The 21,291-nt window shown below is 60.7% G+C and carries 19 protein-coding genes and 2 pseudogenes; 4 read left to right on the forward strand and 17 right to left on the reverse strand.

Features of this window, described 5'->3' with window-relative positions; genetic code table 11:
- Both MKS11_RS11460 and MKS11_RS11465 read right to left on the reverse strand, forming a co-directional pair.
- Positions 1-574 (reverse strand): annotated as a pseudogene (locus MKS11_RS11460) (transposase); the annotation flags it as partial.
- Positions 575-664: 90 nt separating this feature from the next.
- Positions 665-850 (reverse strand): annotated as a pseudogene (locus MKS11_RS11465) (energy transducer TonB); the annotation flags it as partial.
- Positions 851-1,651: 801 nt separating this feature from the next.
- On the opposite strand from MKS11_RS11465, the gene MKS11_RS11470 reads away from it, so the two are divergent.
- Complete coding sequence (locus MKS11_RS11470; protein WP_017899578.1) at positions 1,652-2,368, forward strand: SDR family oxidoreductase; 717 nt, start codon at positions 1,652-1,654, stop codon at positions 2,366-2,368.
- A gap of 128 nt (positions 2,369-2,496) precedes the next feature.
- Positions 2,497-3,192 carry an alpha/beta fold hydrolase gene (locus tag MKS11_RS11475; protein ID WP_017899579.1) on the forward strand — a complete coding sequence of 232 codons (696 nt, stop codon included), beginning with the start codon at positions 2,497-2,499 and terminating at the stop codon, positions 3,190-3,192.
- A 1,112-nt stretch (positions 3,193-4,304) separates the two neighbouring features.
- Here the strand turns inward: MKS11_RS11475 and ccmI are convergent.
- The 12 genes from ccmI to MKS11_RS11535 form a co-directional block, all read right to left on the reverse strand.
- Positions 4,305-5,147 carry a c-type cytochrome biogenesis protein CcmI gene (gene ccmI, locus MKS11_RS11480; RefSeq protein WP_060655968.1) on the reverse strand — a complete coding sequence of 281 codons (843 nt, stop codon included), beginning with the start codon at positions 5,145-5,147 and terminating at the stop codon, positions 4,305-4,307.
- Entirely contained in the window at positions 5,144-5,590 is a 447-nt protein-coding gene (locus MKS11_RS11485; protein ID WP_163619619.1) for a cytochrome c-type biogenesis protein, read from the reverse strand. Before MKS11_RS11485 ends, ccmI begins: the two co-directional genes overlap by 4 nt.
- 11 nt (positions 5,591-5,601) lie before the next feature.
- Positions 5,602-6,156 carry a DsbE family thiol:disulfide interchange protein gene (locus MKS11_RS11490; RefSeq protein ID WP_004202997.1) on the reverse strand — a complete coding sequence of 185 codons (555 nt, stop codon included), beginning with the start codon at positions 6,154-6,156 and terminating at the stop codon, positions 5,602-5,604.
- Positions 6,153-8,105 carry a heme lyase CcmF/NrfE family subunit gene (locus MKS11_RS11495; protein WP_080935626.1) on the reverse strand — a complete coding sequence of 651 codons (1,953 nt, stop codon included), beginning with the start codon at positions 8,103-8,105 and terminating at the stop codon, positions 6,153-6,155. Before MKS11_RS11495 ends, MKS11_RS11490 begins: the two co-directional genes overlap by 4 nt.
- On the reverse strand, positions 8,102-8,560 hold the full coding sequence (gene ccmE / locus MKS11_RS11500) for a cytochrome c maturation protein CcmE (protein ID WP_087771302.1): 459 nt from the start codon (positions 8,558-8,560) through the stop codon (positions 8,102-8,104). The genes MKS11_RS11495 and ccmE overlap by 4 nt, the downstream gene beginning before the upstream one ends.
- On the reverse strand, positions 8,544-8,774 hold the full coding sequence (ccmD, locus tag MKS11_RS11505) for a heme exporter protein CcmD (RefSeq protein WP_004203001.1): 231 nt from the start codon (positions 8,772-8,774) through the stop codon (positions 8,544-8,546). The genes ccmE and ccmD overlap by 17 nt, the downstream gene beginning before the upstream one ends.
- Positions 8,771-9,508: a heme ABC transporter permease gene (locus tag MKS11_RS11510; RefSeq protein WP_017899584.1), complete on the reverse strand. Its 738-nt coding sequence runs from the start codon at positions 9,506-9,508 to the stop codon at positions 8,771-8,773. The genes ccmD and MKS11_RS11510 overlap by 4 nt, the downstream gene beginning before the upstream one ends.
- A gap of 49 nt (positions 9,509-9,557) precedes the next feature.
- Positions 9,558-10,217 carry a heme exporter protein CcmB gene (ccmB, locus tag MKS11_RS11515; protein WP_017899585.1) on the reverse strand — a complete coding sequence of 220 codons (660 nt, stop codon included), beginning with the start codon at positions 10,215-10,217 and terminating at the stop codon, positions 9,558-9,560.
- Complete coding sequence (gene ccmA / locus MKS11_RS11520) at positions 10,214-10,837, reverse strand: cytochrome c biogenesis heme-transporting ATPase CcmA (protein ID WP_087771301.1); 624 nt, start codon at positions 10,835-10,837, stop codon at positions 10,214-10,216. Before ccmA ends, ccmB begins: the two co-directional genes overlap by 4 nt.
- Before the next feature lie 83 nt (positions 10,838-10,920).
- Positions 10,921-12,261: a cytochrome c gene (locus MKS11_RS11525; protein ID WP_074194066.1), complete on the reverse strand. Its 1,341-nt coding sequence runs from the start codon at positions 12,259-12,261 to the stop codon at positions 10,921-10,923.
- 10 nt (positions 12,262-12,271) lie between these two features.
- Positions 12,272-14,056 carry a GMC family oxidoreductase gene (locus MKS11_RS11530; protein ID WP_002908285.1) on the reverse strand — a complete coding sequence of 595 codons (1,785 nt, stop codon included), beginning with the start codon at positions 14,054-14,056 and terminating at the stop codon, positions 12,272-12,274.
- A 2-nt stretch (positions 14,057-14,058) separates the two neighbouring features.
- Positions 14,059-14,814 carry a gluconate 2-dehydrogenase subunit 3 family protein gene (locus MKS11_RS11535; RefSeq protein WP_017899589.1) on the reverse strand — a complete coding sequence of 252 codons (756 nt, stop codon included), beginning with the start codon at positions 14,812-14,814 and terminating at the stop codon, positions 14,059-14,061.
- 501 nt (positions 14,815-15,315) lie between these two features.
- Here MKS11_RS11535 and MKS11_RS11540 point away from each other — a divergent pair.
- Positions 15,316-15,687, forward strand: coding sequence for a VOC family protein (locus tag MKS11_RS11540; protein ID WP_017899590.1), 372 nt, complete (start codon positions 15,316-15,318; stop codon positions 15,685-15,687).
- Between the two features lie 7 nt (positions 15,688-15,694).
- Here MKS11_RS11540 and MKS11_RS11545 read toward each other — a convergent pair whose 3' ends face one another.
- The 3 genes from MKS11_RS11545 to MKS11_RS11555 form a co-directional block, all read right to left on the reverse strand.
- On the reverse strand, positions 15,695-16,765 hold the full coding sequence (locus MKS11_RS11545) for an ABC transporter ATP-binding protein (RefSeq protein WP_043519856.1): 1,071 nt from the start codon (positions 16,763-16,765) through the stop codon (positions 15,695-15,697).
- Positions 16,758-18,527 carry an iron ABC transporter permease gene (locus MKS11_RS11550; RefSeq protein WP_004189548.1) on the reverse strand — a complete coding sequence of 590 codons (1,770 nt, stop codon included), beginning with the start codon at positions 18,525-18,527 and terminating at the stop codon, positions 16,758-16,760. Before MKS11_RS11550 ends, MKS11_RS11545 begins: the two co-directional genes overlap by 8 nt.
- A 74-nt stretch (positions 18,528-18,601) precedes the next feature.
- Positions 18,602-19,690 carry an ABC transporter substrate-binding protein gene (locus MKS11_RS11555; RefSeq protein WP_126065636.1) on the reverse strand — a complete coding sequence of 363 codons (1,089 nt, stop codon included), beginning with the start codon at positions 19,688-19,690 and terminating at the stop codon, positions 18,602-18,604.
- A 303-nt stretch (positions 19,691-19,993) separates the two neighbouring features.
- Between MKS11_RS11555 and MKS11_RS11560 the strand changes: the two genes are divergently transcribed.
- Positions 19,994-21,073, forward strand: coding sequence for a malate/lactate/ureidoglycolate dehydrogenase (locus MKS11_RS11560; RefSeq protein WP_004203019.1), 1,080 nt, complete (start codon positions 19,994-19,996; stop codon positions 21,071-21,073).
- Positions 21,074-21,291 lie beyond the last annotated feature (218 nt).

A 21,291-nucleotide genomic window follows, 5' to 3' on the forward strand; every position in this document is an offset into this window, starting at 1 on the left:
TAGCCGCGCACGGCTTTAATCCGGTTCAGTTGCATAATGCGGCCCACCCGGTTTTTACCGCAGATTTCCCCGATTTCGTTCAGGTCGCCATGAACCCGGCGGTAACCGTATACGCCTCCGCTCAGTGAATAGGAGTCACGGATAAGCGTCAGCAGGCGCTGGTTATCTTTATCCCGCGCGGAGACCGGGTTATGCAGCCACGCATAAAACCCGGCCCGGGCAACGCACAACACCCGACACATCGTCATGACACCCCATACAGAGCGGTGCTCATTGATAAAGCGGTACTTCAGTCGGGCTCCCTTGCAAAGTACCGCGCGGCCTTTTTCAGTATGTCCCGTTCTTCCTCAGTGCGCTTCAGTTGGGCCCTGAGCTTCAGGATCTCGCTTTTCGCTTCCAGTAAATCACGGGCATGCTGCTCGCTGTTATCGGGTTTAATAGCCCGTAACCACTTATAGAGACTGTGTGCTGAAACGCCCAGCCGGTCAGAAACTTCGGCGACGGAATAACCGCGTTCCGTTATCTGGCGGACGGCTTCTTCCTTAAATTCAGGTGTAAATCGTGGTGTGCCCATACGCTCCTCCTATGCTCAAACTATAGGGCAGGATCGTCTACCGGGGCGGGGTCAGTCCAACTATAGGGCAGGATCGTCTACCGGGGCGGGGTCAGTCCACACATCGTACTGAAGCCGCAGGAAACTCGGCAGGAGGTTTCCGTTCTTATCACGAGTGGTAATTGCTGTGTTTGCAGAGGAAATGCTGCCTGAAGGTGTGCTGGCGCTGACCTGTGTGCCGGCGCAGAGTGCCAGGAACAATGGCAGAATCAGAGTGAATAGTCTGATAGCTTTCATAAATCGTCCGAACTCCAAAATTAATCATGAATCTTCACGTTACCAATGGCGCGAGTGACAGGTTACCAGCTGAGATGATCACTGAATACCGCGTCTTCAGTAGCAATCACGTTGACCTCCTGACCAGGCGTTTCGTACTACATCCATTCCCGATGACGTTTCGCTATCAGGACTAGTGGGCGCTGAGCGACTAAATCAACGATTCTTATGCCAGCTGTCAGCAGCACTATCCGGTTCGCCAGGGAACATGGCCGAGCTAACACCCCCAAGTGATTAGCATTTATTCGCGTCCCGCGCTGAAGACCATTAGCTAATCCTTTTTAACTTCGGTGCTCGGGATCTCCAGCGCTTGCAACGTTATGAGGGTGTTCTCCGCGGGCTTGCTGCTGATGCTAAGGGGGAGATTCTTCAGTCATTGCTGCGACACCTGGGAGCTTAACACGGAAGCGGCTGAGCATAGCGCCAGAAGGGAGAATCCCGGATAGCGATGCGTGACGCCTTATCCCGGCTACGCTGTTGGGCCGCTCTTGTGCCGTATTTTTGCCGGTTGGCGGCTGCGCCTTACCCGGCCTACAAAAACTCGCTAACTGACTGGCTTACGCCGCGTTGAGTGGTACCTGGGCATGTCAGCGCTTTCCGCTCCTGGCATAGAGCGGACAAACCAGCTGAGCCAAAGGTCCGCCATCAGCGAGGAGCGGAAGTTGGTCATTATTCTGCTAGTCTGATAGACGGTGAACACAAAAATGGGATTTCAGTAATCATCTGATTCGCATCCCTCCTAATGAGACAGAGGATTCTACTATGGAACCTTATCGTACTTTTCTTATTACTGGCGCAACCAGAGGGATAGGAAGAGCGCTCAGTGACAAATTATCAGGACAGGGTCACCTTGTTGTGGGTATTGCCCGTCATGTTGATGCCGGCTTTCCGGGGGTTTTATATACGGCCGACCTGAGTAGTGCTGATGAAACTCGCGTAGTTTTATTAAAAATTACCGAAAATCATGAAATTCACGGCATCGTAAATAATGTAGGTGTGGCCTTACCTCAACAATTGGGAAACATTGATATTCAAACGTTCCTGAATGTTATGGATATCAATGTACGGGTGGCAGTTCAGATAACACAAGCGCTGGTTAGCAACATGAAGAGCAGAGGCTGGGGAAGAATTGTGAATGTATGTAGCCGTGCTATTTTCGGTGCGACTGACAGAACAGCTTACGCAGCGGCCAAAAGTGCTCTGGTAGGTTGTACACGAACCTGGGCCTTAGAGCTTGCTCAATTCGGGATCACCGCAAACGCGATTGCTCCCGGGCCAATAGAGACAGAGCTTTTTCATAGAACACGACCTGTTGGAAGTGAAGCAGAACAACGCATTTTATCGACAATACCTATGGGCAGACTTGGTTCTCCTGCTGAAGTGGCTTCAGCAATAGCCTTTCTTTTATCATCAGACGCGAGTTTTATTACTGGCGTAGTACTGCCTGTTGATGGTGGAGGAAGCCTGGGAGGACGTTAGAAACGTTAAGGGACTCTGTGGAAATAGACAGCGCCTATCCAGGGCTGGGATTTGATATTGTCGCAGTTAATAAGATATTTTTGACCTGTCAAACCCAATAAATACACTGATACATTTAAGCGAGACATATGAGTTTAAAGCCGCGTAAAATCGTTTTAATTCCCGGGTTTATGCTGAATGAAATGCTGTGGCATGAATTTGAAAGATACCTGCCGTCAAACTGTATTGTTCATCATGCATCTGTAACTGAAGGACGAACCATTCATGATGTAGTGCAGCATCTGATTACTTTTCTGCCTGAGAAGTTTTCTTTGATAGGTTTTTCGATGGGAGGGTATATTGCCCGACAACTGGCAGCAGAATTCCCTGAACGTGTAGAGTCCTTAGTGCTTATTGCCAGTTCCTTACGGGAAGATACGCCGTTAGAGGCTGAAGCAAAGCGGAAAAATGTGCAGTCATTGTCCCCCACAACGTTTAAGGGGCTGAGCAGCTATGCTATTGCCCGGTCACTCCACCCTCTCAACACATCAAATCAGGATATGATTTCAGCTATCCAGAAAATGGGATACTCTCTGGGATTTGAAGCCTTCATCACGCAATCATCCTTATCCAGACAAGGTATACCTTCTGCAACAATATGCTGTCCAACATTGGTTATAGCCAGTGAAGATGATGCCATCCGTTCGATGAAGGAGGCAAAAGAGTTGGTCGAAGCCATACCTTCTGCGTCGTTAAGAATTATTCGGGATTGCGGCCATATGATTCCGCTCGAACAGCCCAGGGAGTTGGCAAGAACTATTGTTGAATGGCTCCCGGCTACGTAAATTATTGGGCGTTTATCCGGCAAATATCCTGACTGACTTCATCAGGGTATGGTCTGTTCCTGGTCACCAGCAAACATGAAGTTCTGCAATAGCAACACGGAAGCGGCTGAGCATAGCGACAGCAGAGAAAATCCCGGATGGCGGCGTATGGCACCTTATCCCGGCTACGCTGTTGGGCCGCTCTTGTGCCGTATTTTTGCCGGGTGACAGCTACACCTTACCCTGCCCACGATTTGGCGCTCTATTCGCGCCCTTCGTAGGCCCGCGCAAGCGTAGCGCCGCCGGACAAGGACAGCGGGCACGGAGCCGATTTTGTGCCGGGTGGCGGCTACGCCTTACCCGGCCTACAGTTCGTGCGACCTGTCGTTAATTTATTCACCAGCCTTGCTGAAACTGCCGGTGCTGGCGGCCTCAAAATCGCTGAGACGTTCCCGGAAGGCCGGGGCAGCCCGCATGGATGCGGGCTGAGGGCCGTGTTTTGCACGGACGCTGCCTCGGCCCGACCCGAAGCCTGCAGGGATAAGTCGAAGGGACCACGCAGTGGCGATTTTGCTGGCCGGAGCCCGGGGGTACAGGGAGCGGCGGCGACTGGCCGCCCCCTGTGCGCTCCCTGCGCCATGCCAGGCATAACGCAGACGATTAACCTGGAGCGCAAACTACGCTGAAGTCACGCGTGATAAACGCTTTGCCCGGGCTGAGAACCTGTAAAACCGATAACAGTCTCCCCCGCCGCCGGGCAAGATATCGCACCGTGGCCGCCATGTTGCCGGGTGGCGGCTGCGCCTTACCCGGCCTACAAAGACCTCCCGTCAGCTCATATCCCCGGGCCCACGCTAACGCAGCGCCGCCGGGAAGATATCAGGCTCCGAGCTCAACATGTTGCCGGGTGGCGCTTCGCTTACCCGGCCTACAAAGGCTACCCGCGATTTGGCGCTCTATTCGCGCCCTTCGTAGGCCCGCGCAAGCGTAGCGCCGCCGGGCAAGGACAGCGGGCACGGAGCCGATTTTGTGCCGGGTGGCGGCTGCGCCTGACCCGGCCTACGAAAACAGGGCTGCCCGTACTCTTCTGGTGGCATGCCCCAGACCCGCGCCTGCGCAGCGCCGCCGGGCAGTTACTGCGCCAGCTGCTGCGCCTGCGCCAGCTGGCGGACGATCGCCTCGCGCCGCGCATCCCCTTCCGGCAGCCGGGCCAGCAGCGCCTGCAGGGCGGCCACGGCTTCGGGGTAATCTTCATTACGCACCGCGCTCAGGGCCAGCATCTCCAGCACCGGCAGGCTGTTCGGCTGCCGCTGATGCAGGTCACGCAGCAGCAGCTCGCCCATCCGAACCTGACCGCTATCTCCCGCCCGCACCAGCGCGCTGGCGTAATCGAAAGCCGCCGCCGGGTCATCCGCCGCCAGAGCATGCGCCCGGCCAAAGGCGCCGATCGCCGTCTCGCCATCGTTTAACAACAGGCCCAGCCGTCCAAGCAGCTGCCAGCCGGGGAGGTCATTCGGGGTATCCTGCAGGTGGCTGCGCAGGCCAAGCCGCAGCTCCGCCAGCTCATCCATTCGCAGCGGCGCCGCCGTCGGGTCCTTAACCTGCTGCAACAGCGCAGGATAATGCCGTTCAGCCTGCTGCCAGAGCAGCACCTGGCCGATATCGCTGGTTTTCAGATACAGGCCCAGACTCAGGACTACCAGCAGCAGCGCCCCCGGAAGCAGCGCCCAGCGGCTTAGCGGCCGTTCGCCAGGCTGTGCCTGGGGCGGGATATCGGTCAGCAGCGTGCGCTGCAGCTCGACGACCAGCGCCGGGTTGTCCTCGCCGCGCTCCTGCGTCAGCTCCTGCAGGCGCGACTGATACAGGGCGCGGTTGAGGGTATCGCGGTCCACCGCCCCGTTGCCCGTCCATGGGTAATAAAGCAGTCCCAGCGCGCCAGCCAGCAACAGCCCGGCGATAACCACCAACAGGCTCATCGTTCTTTTCCTTCTTTCAATAATTCCGCCAGCCGCTGGCGCTCTTCAGCGCTGAGCGCCGCGTCAGGGATGTCGCGACGACGCGCGCGGGCGACAATCATCCCGGCGCCCGCCAGCACGAACAGCCCCGGCCCCAGCCACAGCAGCACCGTGCCCGCGGTCAGCGGCGGCTCGTAGCTGACAAAATTGCCGTAGCGGGCCACCATATAGTCAACGATCTGCCCTTTCGTTTTCCCCTGCTGCATCAGTTCGTACACCTTCTGCCGCATATCGGCGGCAATCATCGCGTTCGAGTCGGCGATGCTGTTGTTCTGGCATTTCGGGCAGCGCAGCTGGGAGGTGATCTCGCGAAAAGCCTGCTCCTGGGCCTCATCCTTAAACTGCCAGGTATCGATGGCGGCCCACGCCTGGCCGGTCAGCATCAGCGCCAGCAGGATGCCCATTACCCCTCTCATCAGCCCGCCCCCCGGTTGTATTGATTCCACAGCGGCTGGAGCTCCTCGCGCCACACCCGTTCGTTCAGGTCGCCGGCGTGCCGCCAGCGGATGATGCCCTGACCGTCGATAAGAAACGTTTCCGGCGCGCCATAAACCCCCAGATCCAGGCCGAGCATGCCGTTGCCGTCGTACAGGCTCAGCCTGTACGGATTACCCAGGCGCTGCAGCCAGCTCATCGCCTTCTGCCGATCGTCTTTGTAGTTCATCCCCACCACCCGCACGCCCTGCTGCGCCAGGCCGTTGAGAAACTGATGCTCGGCGCGACAGGTTGGGCACCAGGTGGCCCAGACGTTGAGCAGCAGCGGCTTGCCGTCAATCAGCGTCCGCCGGTCCAGCGTCTGACCGGGGGTATTCAGCGCTTCAAGGCGAAACTCCGGCAGCGGTTTGCCAATCAGCGCCGACTCAAGGGTCGTCGGGTCGTCGCCATCGGCATTGCGCATCAGCTGCCAGAACAGCGCGGCGGCCAGCGCCAGAAACAGCGCCAGCGGGATAAACAGCAGCTTCCGGTTCATGAGGCCTCCTGCAGTTTCTTACGCATCCGATAGCGCGGGTCGAGCATGCAGCACAGACCGCCGAGGGCCATCAGCACCCCGCCGTACCAGATCCAGCGAACGAACGGTTTGTAGTACAGACGTACCGCCCAGCTGCCGTCGCTCAGCTCTTCCCCCAGCGCGGCGTACAGATCGCGGGTCAGCCCGCCGCTGATCGCCGCCTCGGTCATCATCATCCGGCTGGCGGTGTAAAAGCGTTTCTCGGCATACAGCGTCGCTTCAGGGCGTCCGCTATGGGTCACGGCGATAATGCCTTCGCCGCCGGTCCAGTTGGGGCCGACGATATTGCGCACGCCGTTAAACACAAAGTGATAGCGATGGATATCGATACTGTCGCCGGGGCGCATCCGTACATCGCGCTCCACGCTGTAGTTCTGGCTAAAAGTGATGCCGATAACGGTCACCGCCACGCCGACGTGACCGAGCACCATCCCCCACTGGCTGCGGGTCAGCGTCCGCAGGCCGCGCCAGAAGCCGTGGCGATGAGTGGCCCGTTCGTGAACCTCCAGCAGGGCGAAGATCAGCACCCACAGGGCCATCATCAGGCCAATGACCGCCATGGCGGTGATACGGTCCTGTAGCAGCCACGGCAGCGCCAGAGAAAGTGACAACGTCACAACCAGGGCGATAATCAGGCGCTTAATCTGCCTGGCGATGTCATCGCGCCGCCAGCGGATCAGCGGTCCCAGCCCCAGCAGCAGCGCAAACGGCGCCATCAGGGCGGTGAACATGGTATTGAAGAACGGCTCGCCGATGGAGATGCTGCCGAGGCCCAGCTCCTTATGCACCAGCGGCAACAGCGTCCCGAGGAGCACCACCAGCATCGCGGCCATCAGCAAAATATTGTTGCCAAGCAGGAACGACTCGCGCGACCACAGGGTATGTTCCACCCGCGCCCGCACCCGGCCGCCCTTCAGGGCGTACAGCAGCAGCGACCCGCCGATAGCGACAATCAGCAACGCCAGGATAAACAGCCCGCGCGATGGATCCGAGGCGAAGGCATGCACCGAGACCAGCACCCCGGAGCGCACCAGGAAGGTGCCCAGCAGGCACAGGGAGAAGGCGGCGATGGCCAGCAGCACCGTCCAGGCGCGGAAGCTGCCCCGCTTCTCGGTCACCGCCAGGGAGTGCAGCAGCGCGGTTCCAACCAGCCACGGCATAAACGAGGCGTTTTCCACCGGGTCCCAGAACCACCAGCCGCCCCAGCCCAGTTCGTAATAGGCCCACGCCGAGCCCAGCACGATGCCGAGGGTGAGGAACATCCATGCCGCCTGGGTCCAGGGACGCGACCAGCGCGCCCAGGCAGTATCCAGCCGGCCCGCCAGCAGCGAGGCGATGGCGAAGGCGAAAGCCACCGAGAAGCCGACGTACCCCATATAGAGGATCGGCGGATGGAAAATCATGCCGATATCCTGCAGCAGCGGATTGAGGTCGCGGCCGTCAATGGGGTACTGCGGCAGGCCGCGGCTGAACGGGTTGGAGGTAAAGAGGATAAACAGCAGGAACCCCAAGGCGATCATCCCCATCACCGCCAGCACCCGGGCGACGGCGTCGAGCGGCATCCGGCGGCTGAAGAGGGCGACGGCGAAGGTCCAGACGCTGAGCAGCAGAACCCACAGCAGCAGCGAGCCCTCATGCGCCCCCCAGGTCGCCGCCACCCGATACCACACCGGCAGCGCGCTGTTGGAGTTTTCCGCCACGTAGCGGACGGTAAAGTCGTTGACCACGAAGGCGTGCACCAGCAGCAGGAAGGCGCCGCCGATACAGGCGAACAGCCCGCAGGCCAGCGGCCGGGCCAGGGCCATCAGCCGGCGGTCCTGCCGCGCCGCGCCCCACAGGGGATAGACGCTCAGGAGCAGCGCCAGCCCCGCCGCCAGACACAGTAAAAAGTTGCCCAGCTCCGGCATCATGGCTGCGCCCCCGTTTTCTCCGGCATCATGGCGTTTTTCACCTCCGGCGGGGTGTAATTTTCATCATGTTTGGCCAGCACCTGCTGGGCGGTAATATGCCGCTCGCCGTCCAGCACGCCCTGGGCCACCACGCCCTGCCCCTCACGGAACAGGTCCGGCAGAATGCCCTTATAGCTAACGTCCACCACCCCGCGGGCGTCATACAGCTTAAAGCGCACGTCGAGAGTTTGCGGGTCGCGCTGCAGGGAGCCCGGCTGAACGTAGCCTCCTACCCGAAGGCGCTGCCCGGTATGGGGTAGCGCCAGGGTTTCCGTTTTGCCGTAGATAATTTCCCCCGGGGTGTAGAACAGATCGATATTGCTGCTCAGGGCGTACAGCGTCAGGCTGACGGTGAGCCCAAGTCCGGCGAGCACCGCCAGCACGATATACAGCCGGGTTTTACGACGCGCTTGCATCCGCGGCCTCCTTGTCATGTTCGCGGGCAGCCGCGATCCGCCGCTCGCGCGCCTGCTGGCGTCGCACTTCATGGAATAGCGCCCGCCGCGCCCACAGGGTGTGCACCGTCAGCAGGCCAAAGGCGGCGACGGCCACCGCCACCGCCAGCCAGACGTACAGGGCATAGCCGCCCATATTCAGGAAGGCGGCGAAAGACGAAAAGGCGGGACTCATCGGACGGCTCCTTTGTTAGCCAGCGCCACCACCCACGGTCGACGGCGCTCCAGCTGGAGTATCAGGTTACGCAGGCGCATCAGGGTCAGGGTGACCGACAGCGCGAGGAAAGCAAAGATACAGATCCGCAGCGGCAGACGCATGCTCGGGTCGATGGTTTGCTGCAGGTTGGTCGAACCCTGGTGCAGGGTATTCCACCAGTAGACCGAGTAATGAATGATGGGCAGATTGACCACCCCGACCAGCACGAGGATCCCCGCCGCGCGCCCGGCAAGCCGCCGGTCGTCAAAGGCGTGCCACAGGGCGATGACCCCGGCATACAGAAACAGCAGCACCAGCTCCGAGGTCAGGCGGGCGTCCCAGATCCACCAGGTCCCCCACATTGGCTTGCCCCACGCCGCGCCGCTGACCAGCGCCACCAGGGTGCAGACCGCCCCCACCGGTGCCAGGGCGGCAATCGCCAGATCGGCCATTTTGATCTGCCAGACCACCCCGATGAAGGCCGCGACGGCCATCGCCAGGTACAGCCCCATCGACCACATCGCCGCCGGGACGTGAAGATACATGATCCGGTAGCTTTCCCCCTGCTGATAGTCCGCCGGGGCGAAGCCAAAGCCCCATCCCAAGCCGATGACCAGCAACAGCGCGCTCAACGCCGCCAGCCAGGGGATCCAGCATCCGCACAGGCGGTACAGCCGCTCGGGGATCGCCAGTTGATGTAACGCTTTCCACATAGACGCTTACTCACACGGTTTTGATGGCCGCGCCCACAGGCGCAGCGAATTATTGCACGGTTAGCCGCAGAGCGGCGGCGGTGGCGAACGGACACAGGGTGGCGCTGGCGGTTAAGAACGCCGCCAGCATCGCCAGATAGCCGCCGACCGGGAGCCCGGCGGCGGCGGCCTGGCAGGCCGCGGTGGCGAAAATCAGCAGCGGCACCGCCAGCGGCAGCACCAGCAGGCTCAGCAGGACGCCGCCGCGCTTCAGGCCGACGGTCAGGCCAACCCCCACCGCGCCAAGAAAACTGAGCGTCGGGGTGCCGAGCAGCAAGGTCAGCGCCAGCACGCCGGCGTCATGCACGCTCATCCCCAGCAGCAGCGCCGCCAGCGGAGAGACGATCAGCAGCGGCAGGCCGCTCATCATCCAGTGGGCGACCACCTTCACCAGCACCACCGCCACCAGCGGCGTCGGCAGAAGCAACAGCTGCTCCAGGGAGCCGTCCTGCCAGTCGTCACGAAACAACCGATCCATCACCAGCAGCGCCGCCAGCAGTGCGGCGACCCACACCACGCCCGGCGCAATTTGCGCCAGCAGCTGCGGCGCGGCGCCGACGCCGAACGGAAACAGGGTGATGACGATCAGAAAGAACCAGAGCGGATTGAGGATCTCCGCCCCGCTGCGCCATGCCAGGCGCAGTTCCCGGGCCAACAGCGCTCGCATCATTGCCCGCCTCCAGCGTCGCCGCCGAGGCGCAGGGTGCGCAACGGGCAGCGCAGCGGCCGCAGCGGCTGGTGGGTAGTGAGGATCGCGCTTCCCCCCTGCCGGGCGTGCTGCTCCAGGCGTCGGGTCAGGGTTTCCATCGCCGTGGCGTCGAGGGCGGTGAACGGCTCATCGAGGATCCACAGCGGCGCGTCGGTTAACCACAGGCGGGTCAGCGCCACCCGGCGCTGCTGCCCGGCGGAGAGCTGGCTCAAGGGGAGATCTTCATAGCCCGCGAGGCCGACGGCGGCGAGGGCGCGTTCCCGCTGCTGAAGGCGGCTGGCCGGAAAGAAGAAACGCAGGTTTTCATCGGCGGTCAGCGCCGCGTTGACGCCGGGCTTATGGCCCAGCCACAGCAGCTGACGATGAAATGACTCCCGGACCTTCGCCAGCGGCTGGCCCTGCCAGCTCACCCCGCCGCTTTCCGGGCGCGCCAGGCCGCAGAGGATCCGCAGCAGCGAGGTTTTCCCCGCGCCGTTATCACCGGCGACCTGCAGCAGCTCACCGGCAGCAAGGGACAGCGTCAGCTCCGCAAACAGCGGTCGATCGTCAACGATGCAGGTCAGTCGCTCTGCATGCAGCATGAAGGCAAACTCCTTGATTCAGACAGTATTTTACGTCCTGGCTAAGTATGGGTTGCGCCGCGCGGGCGACGCAACCCTGACGGTTACTGTCCGGCCCCCGGCAGCTTCGAGATATCAGCGTTGCCTAACGCCTTCTCATCGTGCGCCGCGGTCTCCTTACGCACCTTCGCCACATCGCTGGCGCTGACCGCCGGCGCGTTGTTGCCCCAGCTGGTGCGGATGAAGTTGACCACATCCGCCACCTGCTGGTCGTCCAGACGCCAGCCGAACGACGGCATGGTCAGGTTGGAGACCGCGTCTTTCACCGCCGGCGTGGTGCTCCCGGTCAGAACGATATGGATAAGCGAAGTGGCATCTTCGGTCTGCACCACCGGATTGCCCTTCAGCGACGGGAAGGCGCGTTTATAGCCTGCGCCGTCGGTGCGGTGGCAGGCGGCGCAGTTATCGACGTACAGCGCGGCGCCGGTTTTGCTGTCGTTACCCTTCCACAGATCTTTCGCCACGCTGTCTTCCACCGGGGCTGGGGTCTGTTTGCCGCCGCGCGGCGGGAGCGACTTCAGATAGCGGGCGATGGCGGTGATGTCGTCATCAGAGAGATACTGCAGACTGTGCTCCACCACATCGCTCATGCCGCCGAAGACCACCGATTTATCGTTACGTCCGGTTTTCAGGAACTCGGCCAGCTCGGCTTCGCTCCAGGTCCCCAGACCGTCGCGGTTTTCGCCGCGCAGGCTGGAGGCAACCCAGCCGTCAATCGGCGCATTGCTGCCCGCCAGGTAATCATCGCCTTCGCTTTCGCTGAGCGCTTTTTCCTGCATCGTCAGGCTACGCGGGGTATGACAGGCGCCGCAGTGGCCCAGGCCTTCCACCAGATAGCGGCCGCGCTCCAGCACCGGGTCAACCTGCGGGTTGGCGACAAAGTCGCTCGGCGTCGGCGCGAAGATGCCGCGCCAGAACGCCAGCGGCCAGCGCATCGACAGCGGCCACGGGATGTCGGTGTCCTTGTTGGCGACATTCACCGGCTCCACGCCGTGCATAAAGTAGGCGTACATGGCGCGCATGTCCGCTTCGCTGATCCGTGCGAACGAGGGATACGGCATCGCCGGATAGAGCGTGGAACCATCTTTCCGCACGCCCTTGCGCACCGCGTCGTCGAACTCTTCGAAGGTGTACCCGCCAATGCCGTGTTCTTTATCCGGCGTGATATTGGTGGAGTAGATGGTGCCGATCGGCGTCTCCATCGGCAGACCGCCGGCGAAAGGTTTGCCCGCTTTGCCGTTGGTGTGGCAGGCGACACAGTCCCCCGCCCGCGCCAGATACTCCCCTTGCTTAATCAGATTGCTGTCCACAGGCGCCTCTTCGGCGAAGGCCGCGCAGCTCAATGCCCCAAGCACCAGGGCCGATAACCATTGCATTTTCATCATCTGCCTTCCTTTATGCCTGCACCAGGGGACCCGGATTTTTCAGATACTGCTCGCGGATCGCCTTCGCTGACCAGTAGGCCAGCGCGGCCACCGTGCCGGTTGGGTTATAGCCCAGCCCCTGCGGGAAAGCGGAGGCGCCGATGACGAAGACGTTATGCACGTCCCAGCTTTGCAGATAACGGTTAACGGCGCTGGTTTTCGGATCCTCCCCCATCACCGCCCCGCCGTTCATATGGGTGGTCTGGTAGGTGGTGGTATCAAAGTGGCTGTTGGCGTTTTTCGGGCTGCCGAGGATATATTTCGGCTTCATCGCTTTGGCGATCGGCGCCATCTTATCGAACATAAACTGCGCCATCTTGATGTCGTTTTCCTGCCAGTCGAAGGTCATGCGCAGCAGCGGCTGGCCAAAGACGTTTTTGTAGTTCGGATCAAGATCGAGGTAGTTCTGCCGATAGGACTGGTGCGCGCCGTGGGCATCCATCGACAGGTGATGGGTGTAGGTATCGGCCACCGCCGCTTTCCACTTGCTGCCCCACGCCGGGGTGCCCGGCGGTACCGGGAAACCGGAGATGGGCTTGGTCCCGGCCTGGTTGACCCAGAACGGCGAACCGCCGACAAAGCCGGCCGCGCCGTGGTCGAAGTTGTCGGCGTTGAAGTCGTCGACGCCGACGCCGTTGCCGCCCGCGCCGATAAACGGGTTGGTATAGGTGTCTTTGTCGAAAATGGCCTTGATGGTGGTCATGTTCTGGTAGGCGAAGTTACGCCCCACCACCCCTTCGCCGGTCTCCGGATTGTACGGTTTACCGATCCCGGAGAGCAGCATCAGGTGCACGTTATGGAACTGGAAGGCGCCGATGATCACCAGGTCCGCCGGCTGCTCCATTTCGCGCCCCTGGCCGTCGACGTAGGTCACGCCGGTGGCGCGGGATTTGTCGTCGGTCAGGTTGACCTTCAGCACGTTGGCGTTGGTCCGCAGCTCAAAGCGTTTTTCCTGGCGCAGCGCCGGCAGGATGTTCACGTTCGGCGAGGCTTTAGAGTACATGTAGCAGGCGTAGCCGCTGCAGAAACCGCAGAAGTTGCACGGACCCATCTGCGCGCCATAGGGGTTGGTATAGGAGTCGGAGGTGTTGGCCGACGGCAGGTTGTAGGGATGGTAACCCACCTCGAGCGCCGCTTTTTCAAACAGCTGCGCTGACCAGGTGTTTTTCTGCGCCGGCAGCGGGAAGTCGTCTGAGCGGTCCGGGGCGAAAGCGTTGCCGCCGCGGCCTTTACCGACGACCTTGCCCTTGATCGACCAGGCAGTCCCGGAGGTGCCGAACACTTTCTCCGCTTTATCGAAGAACGGTTCCAGCTCGTCGTAGGTGACGCCGAAATCCTGGATGATCATATCCTGGGGAATGAAGTTTTTGCCGTAGCGCTCTTCATAGTGGCTGCGCATCCGCAGTTCGATGGGATCGACGCGGAAATGGACGCCGGACCAGTGCAGCCCGGCCCCACCCACGCCGGTACCCGGCAGGAAAGCCGCCAGCTGGCGATACGGCACCGCCTGCTGGCTGGTGTTATGGCGGATGGTGACGGTGCTTTTCGACAGATCCTGGAACAGCTTGCGGCGGATGTTGTAGGTCAGCTCATCAATCACCTGCGGATAGGCGCCGTCCGGCCAGGTGTCGCGCATCGGACCGCGCTCCAGCGCCACGACGTTGAGCCCGGCTTCGGTCAGCTCTTTGGCCATGATCGCCCCAACCCAGCCGAAGCCGACGATCGCGACATCGGTTTTTTTCAATACGGTGGCCATGATTACGCCCTCTCCCCATTAATTGATACCGGCGGGAAGGGGTAGCGTTCGCCCCGTTCAACCCAGTCCATAAAGTCGGCGCGCGCGCCGGGAAAATTAATCAGCGTCCAGCCGACCATGCCTTTATTACCGCCATGGATCGGGTCGCTGAAGAAGCCTTCTCGGGTGTTCTGTAGCAGATAGGTGAAGAACAGCGAGGCCGGTAGCTGTTTGAACTCGGCTTTGCCGGATTCCCACAGGCCGAGGGCCTCGTCCTGTTGCTCGTTGCTCAGTTCAGCGAAGGTCTTGTGATACTTGTCCTGACACCACGCCTCGGCGTCGGCGATCCCGAGGTTATAGATCTGTTTGGGCACCAGCGGCAGCTGATAGCCCATCTCTTTCGGCACGTCGGGGTTGAAGGGCCCCTGCATATACCAGATGGAGCCGGTGGCGTAAGGGGTATTGAGCTGGCGGTCGATAAACTCCGGCACGCCGGCCTCTTTGGCGCCGGGGCCAAGTTCATCCGCTGGGATCAGGCGCGCGACGGCGGCGTTGATAAACGCCCACTCACGGTCGTTGAAGAACTGCGGCTTCCAGTCGCTGGCCGCCGCCGTGTTTCCGGAGGCTGGCTCTGAAGCGGGGGCCGCCTGCGCGGTCGCGCTGGTGGCCACGCCAATGGCCCCTGCTCCCGCGCCGCCGATCACCACCGTCGGGATCAGCGCCATCGACTTCACCAGGAAATCACGCCTGGAATTGTTAGTTTTCTCGCTCGACATCATCACATTCCTGTCATTGAAAATTACTGTTTTTGTCGCAGACAAAACCAGTGAATGTCGTGCTGGAACCGATACCATTGCGCTTTTAAACCGCTTAGCGTCTGGCCCGGCCCGGCAAGTCGGATAAAACATCGCCAGAGGCGATATCATTTATAGGGTTATCGTTTGGATAGTAGACGATTCTCAACGAAACGCGGGAAATCGGAGAGAAATTCACCGGAATGTCATCGTGAGAAGGGTGCTGCCATAACCTTGAGGCGGTAAACCGGCGGCGTTCACACCGCGCTGAGCTTACCCATGCGCCAAAAAAGAGTGACTTGTATCACAAATGTTATTTTTTGTTTATGGTACATGGCAGATTAAACGTCTGTAAATACTCGTATTAGGAATAATTAAACATTTTGAGCTGTTAAAAAAGTTAATAACCGTTGTTAACTATTTTGCATCTATTTCCCGGCTAACGCGTTCGGCTGGCGATATCCCATCCGCAGGAGAAGAGAAGATATGTTCGATCATGTGAAATTCGGCGTCAGTGATTATGCCGCGAGCAAAGCGTTCTTTTTACAAGCCCTTGCCCCGCTTGGCGTAACGCTGGTCGGCGAAGGCGAGCCGACCTACGGCGCAGAGCTGGCCGGCAGCGGCGATGTCTCTCTATGCCTCTATCAAAGTACGGAAAAACCGGCGCCGCTGCATATCGCCTTTCGCGCCGACAGCCGCGAGCAGGTCGATGCCTTCTGGCAGGCGGCGCTGGCCGCCGGAGGAAAGGACAACGGCGCGCCGGGGTTACGACCAAACTACCACGCCAGTTATTACGCCGCCTTTGTGATTGCGCCAGACGGGCACAATATTGAAGCCGTGTGCCATCTGGCGTCTTAACCAGCGGTTACCGCTGCGGAAAAATCCACACATCCTCCGCCGGGAGCGTCAGATGACAGTGTTCGGCATCGCGCAGCGCCGTTCCGTAGGCGCGCAGCGGGAAATCGTCGCCCTCGGTGCGGAACAGGTACTCCCAGCGGTCGCCGAGGTACATGCTGGTCAGCAGCGGTAGCTGGAGACTGTTATCCTGCGCCGCGCCGTCCAGACGCAGGCGCTCGACGCGGATCACCGCCGTCGCCGGCTCGCCGACGCTAACCCCCTCGCCCGCTCGCCCCCACAGGCTCCAGCTGGCGCCTTCGATCCGCGCCCTGCCGTTCTCCAGCGCCATTACCTTGCCGTGCAGGCGGTTATTGCTGCCCATAAACTCGGCGGCGAACAGCGTCGCCGGGCTGCCATACATCTCCTGCGGCGTCCCCTGCTGCTCGATGACGCCATTGTTCAGCAGCAGAATACGATCCGAGATGGCCATCGCCTCATTCTGATCGTGGGTGACCATCAGCGCCGACAGGCCCAGCTTGACGATCAGCTCGCGCAGAAACACCCGCGCCTCTTCGCGCAGCTTGGCGTCAAGGTTGGAGAGCGGCTCATCCAGCAGGATCACCGGCGGGTTGTAGACCAGCGCCCGGCCGATAGCCACCCGCTGCTGCTGGCCGCCGGAGAGCTGGTGCGGATGGCGGTTGCCAAGGTGCCCCAGCCCCAGCTGATCCAGCACGCGCTGCACCCGCTCTTTTATCTCCCCGGCGGCGACTTTACGCAGCTTCAGCGGATAGGCCACGTTGTCGAACACCGTTTTGTGCGGCCACAGGGCATAGGACTGGAACACCAGCCCGAGGTTACGCTCTTCGGCCGGGATTTCGCTGCGCGGCGTGCCGTCGTACACCGTGCGGTTGCCGATGGCGATCCGTCCGCTCGTCGGCTTCTCCAGCCCGGCCACCGCCCGCAGCAGCGTGGTTTTGCCGCTTCCCGACGGCCCCAGCAACGACACCACCTCTCCCCGGCCGAGCGTCATCGACACCCCTTTCAGCACCGGGTTGTCGCCATAGGTGAGATGCAGGTTTTCTACCGATAACTCAATCATGTAATTTCACTCCAAAGCGCAGGGCGATGCCAAGGCCAATCACCACCAGCAGAATATTGATAAAGGAGAGCGCCGCGACGATATCGATGGCCCCCGCCGCCCACAGCGACACCAGCATCGAGCCGATGGTTTCGGTACCCGGCGACAGCAGATAGACGCCGGTGGAATATTCGCGCTCAAAGATAAGGAACATCAGCAGCCAGGAGCCAATCAGCCCATAGCGCGACAGCGGGACGGTGACGTGGCGGGTGATCTGCCCCCGCGAGGCGCCGGTGCTGCGCGCCGCCTCCTCCAGCTCCGGGCCCACCTGCAGCAGCGTCGAAGAGATGAGCCGCAGGCCATAAGCCATCCATACCACGGTGTAGGCCAGCCAGACGCTGAAGATGGTGTTGCGCAGCGCGCGCAGCTGCACGATAAGGTGCTCCCGCAGCCAGTCGGCCACCGGCAGCGCCGAGAGCCAGCCGTGCTTCAGCGACTGATCGAGCCACATCGGCACAAACAGGAACACCCACAGGAAGGCCAGACCGGCCAGCAGCCCCGGCACCGCGCGCGGGACCAGTACGCTGTAATCAAGAAAGCGGGTGACGTTGTCCGCTTTGCGGTGCATGGCGATACCGACAAACAGATAGCAGATCACCGCCAGCGCGCCGCCGACGATGCCGATAGCCATCGAGTTGACGATCGCCCTCAGCAGGTTGGGCTGCTGCCAGATATTGTGGAACGTCGTCAGCGACAGCTCATCCCACAGCGACACGCCGACGCCCCAGTTGGAGATAAAAGCGCGCAGCGCCACGCCGAGCAGCGGCACGCCGATGGTCACCGTCAGCCAGGCCACTACCACCGCCCCGGCCACCCAGCGCCATTTGCCCAGCGGCAGCGCCCGCGCCTGCGACGCCTTGCCCTTCATGGTGACAAAGCGGTTGGCGGTGCGCATCAGCCGCCGCTGGAGCATCACCAGCGGGATGGTGATGCAGATCAGCACCACCGCCACCGCCGCCATCAGATGGTAGGAGGGGGTGCCGAGCTTGTTGGTCAGCTTGTAGAGATAGGTCGCCAGCACCATGTTGCCCTCGGGGTCGCCCAGCACCAGCATCAGACCGAAGACTTCCAGACCGAGGAAAAAGAGCAGCACGCAGGCGTAAAGAATGGACGGCCGCACCATCGGCAGACTCACCGAGGTCATCACCTGCAGCGGCGTGGCGCCGACGGTGCGCGCCGCCTCTTCCACGTCGGAACCGACGCTGCGCAGCGCCGAAGAGATATAAAGATAGGCGTGCGGCACGTGGGTTAAGCCGGCGATGACCACAATGCTGAACATCGAGTAGATATTCCACGGCACAAAGCCGATCAGCTGCTGCGCCCACTGGGAAAAGAAGCCTACCGGCCCGGCGGCCACCACGTAGCCAAAGCCCAGCACCATCGGCGAGACGAAGATCGGCACCAGGATCAGCGGCTCAATGAAACGCCGGCCGGGTAAATCGGTGCGTACCATCAGAAAGGCCAAAATACCGCCCAGTGGAATGGCGATAATCACCAGGCCAAAGGCCAGAATAAAGCCTGACCTTAACGCCAGATAAAAATCCGGGTCGGTAAAAATAAAGGCGAAGGCTTCCAGGCTCCAGGATTTGGAGCGGGAAAAGAACGGCGCGGAGAGAAAACTCTGCACCACAATAAATAACAGCGGGACATAAATCACCAGCGCCGTGATGCACACCACCACGCCGCGCGGCAGCCCCTGCCACTTTCTGCGTAATACATTCATGGTTCATCCCTTTGGTCAGGTGAATAAACCCGCCGGGTGTGAATAAGGGGCATCGGCGATGCCCCGGGGGAGGATTATTTCGCGGCGGCGCTGCGCCATTGTTTAATAAACTGCAGACGTTTTTGCGGCTGTAAATAATCCAGCAGCGTTTCGTTGACCGGGATCGGTTTTAACGCTTTGCCCAGCAGCGCGGTCATGCCGTCGATATCATTTTTGCCTTCAATATCGCGACGAATAGAGGGAATATCCGCCTGACTGGCGAGGATCTGCTGGCCTTTTTCCGACAGGACATAGTCCAGCCACAATTTTGCCGCATTGGGATGTTCGCTCTCCTGGCTAATAAACGAGACGCGGGAGAGCACCAGCACGTAATCTTTCGGATAGGCAATGCCTAAAGAGGGATCGTTTTTCGCCCGCGCTTCGGCATAGGAGCCAAGGATGTTATAGCCGATCAGGTTTTCGCCAGAGGAGACGCGCTCCATCATCGTTCCGGTGGAAGACTGCACCGTCAGGCCGCCTTTGGCGATATTCGCCAGGTCGGTAAAATAGTTCGCGTCGGCCTGGCTGTCCTGCACCGCCAGCATAAAGCCGAGGCCCGATTTTTCGATATCGTAGGTGGTGACTTTGCCTTTAAATTTATCGGCCTGGCTGGCGATCAATTTTGCCAGCGCGGTATGCGAATCCGGAACTTCATTCTGCGGGATCAGCCGTTTGTTATAGATAAATACCACCGGCTCGTAGGTGGTGCCATAGGCTTTCTGCTGCCACACCGCCCAGTCGGGCAATTGCTTCACCTCCGGCGAGGCATATTGTTCCGCGTATTCGGTGGCTAATTTCAGCGCCGTATCCATCGATGAGCTCCACACCACGTCCCCGCTGCCGCCCCCGGCGGCCTGCTCGCTGATATAGCGGTTATACAGCTCGGTGCTGTTCATGTCGTTATATTCGACTTTGACGCCCGGATATTGCGCTTCGAATCCTTTAATTAACGGCCCGGCGGCTTTGGTATCGGTTGTGGAATAGATCACCACCTTGCCCTCTTTGACGGCGGCATCAACCGTTTTTTGATAATCCGCCGGATAGCCCGCAGGCACCTCCGCCCAGGCGGCACAGGCGAAAACGGCCGTCAGTGAAACCACTAAACCACTTATTTTATTATACATGATACCAACCTTTAATCATCAATTAATAAACACAAATTTAACATATAGTGGTATCAGCTGCCCTTGCAACGCCGGGGCTGGCTTTTTTCTGGCTTTTGTGACAGTGGCAGAATTTAAAAATGTGGTGTTTATGACGTTAATTAAAACGCGATCGCGGACCGGTTTTTTATCGTCTGGCGTATAACGCAGACGCTGGCGCAGTGGCGTGACGCCCGGAGCCCCCGCCCTTGACCTTCTGCGCCGGGCGGCGCAGCATAAAACGGCAAACATAACAAAATAACAACAGACTACAGGAGAGAATCAGTGCCAACAGGACACCGCTTTCTGGCGACGGATCTGCATCAGTTTGTCGTCTCACTGTTTACCCATCTCGGCAGCCGCTCAGAAGAAGCGACGCTGGTCGCCGACCACCTGATCGCCGCCAACCTGGCCGGGCATGACTCCCATGGCGTCGGGATGATCCCAAGCTATGTGAAATCCCATGCCGGCGGTTTTCTGCAGCTCAACCGCCACGCCACGGTCACCAAAGACGCCGGCGCCGTGGTCACCCTCGACGGCAACGCCGGCTTCGGCCAGGTGGTCGCCCACGAAGCGATGCAGTTAGGTATCGAAAAGGCGAAGCAGCACGGCATGGCGGCTATCGCCCTGCGCAATGCGCATCACGTCGGGCGCATCGGCTACTGGGCCGAGCAGTGCGCCGCCGCCGGGCTGATCTCTATTCACTTCGTCAGCGTGATCGGCGACCCGATGGTCGCTCCGTTCCGCGGAAAAGACAGTCGCTTCGGCACCAACCCCCTGTGCGTGGTGTTTCCGCGAGAGGGCCATCCGCCGCTGCTGCTGGACTACGCCACCAGCGCCATCGCCTTTGGTAAAACCCGCGTCGCCTGGCACAAAGGGGAAGCCGTGGCCCCCGGCTGCCTGATCGACGCAGAGGGGTTGCCCACCACCGACCCGGCGGTGATGCAAACCTCGCCGCTGGGCGCCCTGCTCACCTTCGCCCAGCACAAAGGCTATGCCCTGGCGACGCTGTGTGAAGTGCTCGGCGGCGCGCTCTCCGGGGGGCAAACCACCCATCAGGAAAGCCTGCAGACCAGCGTCGACGCCATCTTTAACTGCATGACCACCGTGATCCTGCGCCCGGACGCGTTCGATGCCCCGGACAGCCAGGCGCAGACGGAGGCCTTTATCGCATGGTGTAAACAGTCGCCGCACGATCCCGATGCCCCGGTGCTGGCCCCCGGCGAATGGGAAGCCGCCAACCGCGAAGCGCGCCTGGCCGAGGGGATCCCGCTGGATGCGGGCAGCTGGCAGGCAATCTGCGCCGCCGCACGCGACGTCGGCCTGAGCGAGTCGCATATCACCCGCTGCCGCCCTCTCGCGTAGCGGCGTTTTCCCCCGCAGAGCGTCTGACGTCGGCGCTCTGCGTCATCGTCATTAGTGACGAGGTCACGCTCCCGTCATCATCCATCTGAAGTTTTTCATTATAAATCAACACATTAAAATCTGGCACGAGACCTGCATAGCGCAGCGGGCCTGCGTCCGCATCACCACCAGGCGATACCGCGATCGTTGCCCGTCGGGCCCGGCGCGACAGCGATCCT

Origin of the sequence: Klebsiella sp. K5-45 (assembly GCF_030128605.1) — a bacterium.
Classification (GTDB): domain Bacteria; phylum Pseudomonadota; class Gammaproteobacteria; order Enterobacterales; family Enterobacteriaceae; genus Klebsiella; species Klebsiella quasipneumoniae.

Bases quoted from the DNA above. Each gene is read 5' to 3' on its own strand.
- MKS11_RS11470 (WP_017899578.1), top strand. From the start codon at position 1,652: ATGGAACCTTATCGTACTTTTCTTATTACTGGCGCAACCAGAGGGATA.
- MKS11_RS11475 (WP_017899579.1), top strand. From the start codon at position 2,497: ATGAGTTTAAAGCCGCGTAAAATCGTTTTAATTCCCGGGTTTATGCTG.
- ccmI (WP_060655968.1), bottom strand. From the start codon at position 5,147: ATGAGCCTGTTGGTGGTTATCGCCGGGCTGTTGCTGGCTGGCGCGCTG.
- MKS11_RS11485 (WP_163619619.1), bottom strand. From the start codon at position 5,590: ATGGGCATCCTGCTGGCGCTGATGCTGACCGGCCAGGCGTGGGCCGCC.
- MKS11_RS11490 (WP_004202997.1), bottom strand. From the start codon at position 6,156: ATGAACCGGAAGCTGCTGTTTATCCCGCTGGCGCTGTTTCTGGCGCTG.
- MKS11_RS11495 (WP_080935626.1), bottom strand. From the start codon at position 8,105: ATGATGCCGGAGCTGGGCAACTTTTTACTGTGTCTGGCGGCGGGGCTG.
- ccmE (WP_087771302.1), bottom strand. From the start codon at position 8,560: ATGCAAGCGCGTCGTAAAACCCGGCTGTATATCGTGCTGGCGGTGCTC.
- ccmD (WP_004203001.1), bottom strand. From the start codon at position 8,774: ATGAGTCCCGCCTTTTCGTCTTTCGCCGCCTTCCTGAATATGGGCGGC.
- MKS11_RS11510 (WP_017899584.1), bottom strand. From the start codon at position 9,508: ATGTGGAAAGCGTTACATCAACTGGCGATCCCCGAGCGGCTGTACCGC.
- ccmB (WP_017899585.1), bottom strand. From the start codon at position 10,217: ATGATGCGAGCGCTGTTGGCCCGGGAACTGCGCCTGGCATGGCGCAGC.
- ccmA (WP_087771301.1), bottom strand. From the start codon at position 10,837: ATGCTGCATGCAGAGCGACTGACCTGCATCGTTGACGATCGACCGCTG.
- MKS11_RS11525 (WP_074194066.1), bottom strand. From the start codon at position 12,261: ATGATGAAAATGCAATGGTTATCGGCCCTGGTGCTTGGGGCATTGAGC.
- MKS11_RS11530 (WP_002908285.1), bottom strand. From the start codon at position 14,056: ATGGCCACCGTATTGAAAAAAACCGATGTCGCGATCGTCGGCTTCGGC.
- MKS11_RS11535 (WP_017899589.1), bottom strand. From the start codon at position 14,814: ATGATGTCGAGCGAGAAAACTAACAATTCCAGGCGTGATTTCCTGGTG.
- MKS11_RS11540 (WP_017899590.1), top strand. From the start codon at position 15,316: ATGTTCGATCATGTGAAATTCGGCGTCAGTGATTATGCCGCGAGCAAA.
- MKS11_RS11545 (WP_043519856.1), bottom strand. From the start codon at position 16,765: ATGATTGAGTTATCGGTAGAAAACCTGCATCTCACCTATGGCGACAAC.
- MKS11_RS11550 (WP_004189548.1), bottom strand. From the start codon at position 18,527: ATGAATGTATTACGCAGAAAGTGGCAGGGGCTGCCGCGCGGCGTGGTG.
- MKS11_RS11555 (WP_126065636.1), bottom strand. From the start codon at position 19,690: ATGTATAATAAAATAAGTGGTTTAGTGGTTTCACTGACGGCCGTTTTC.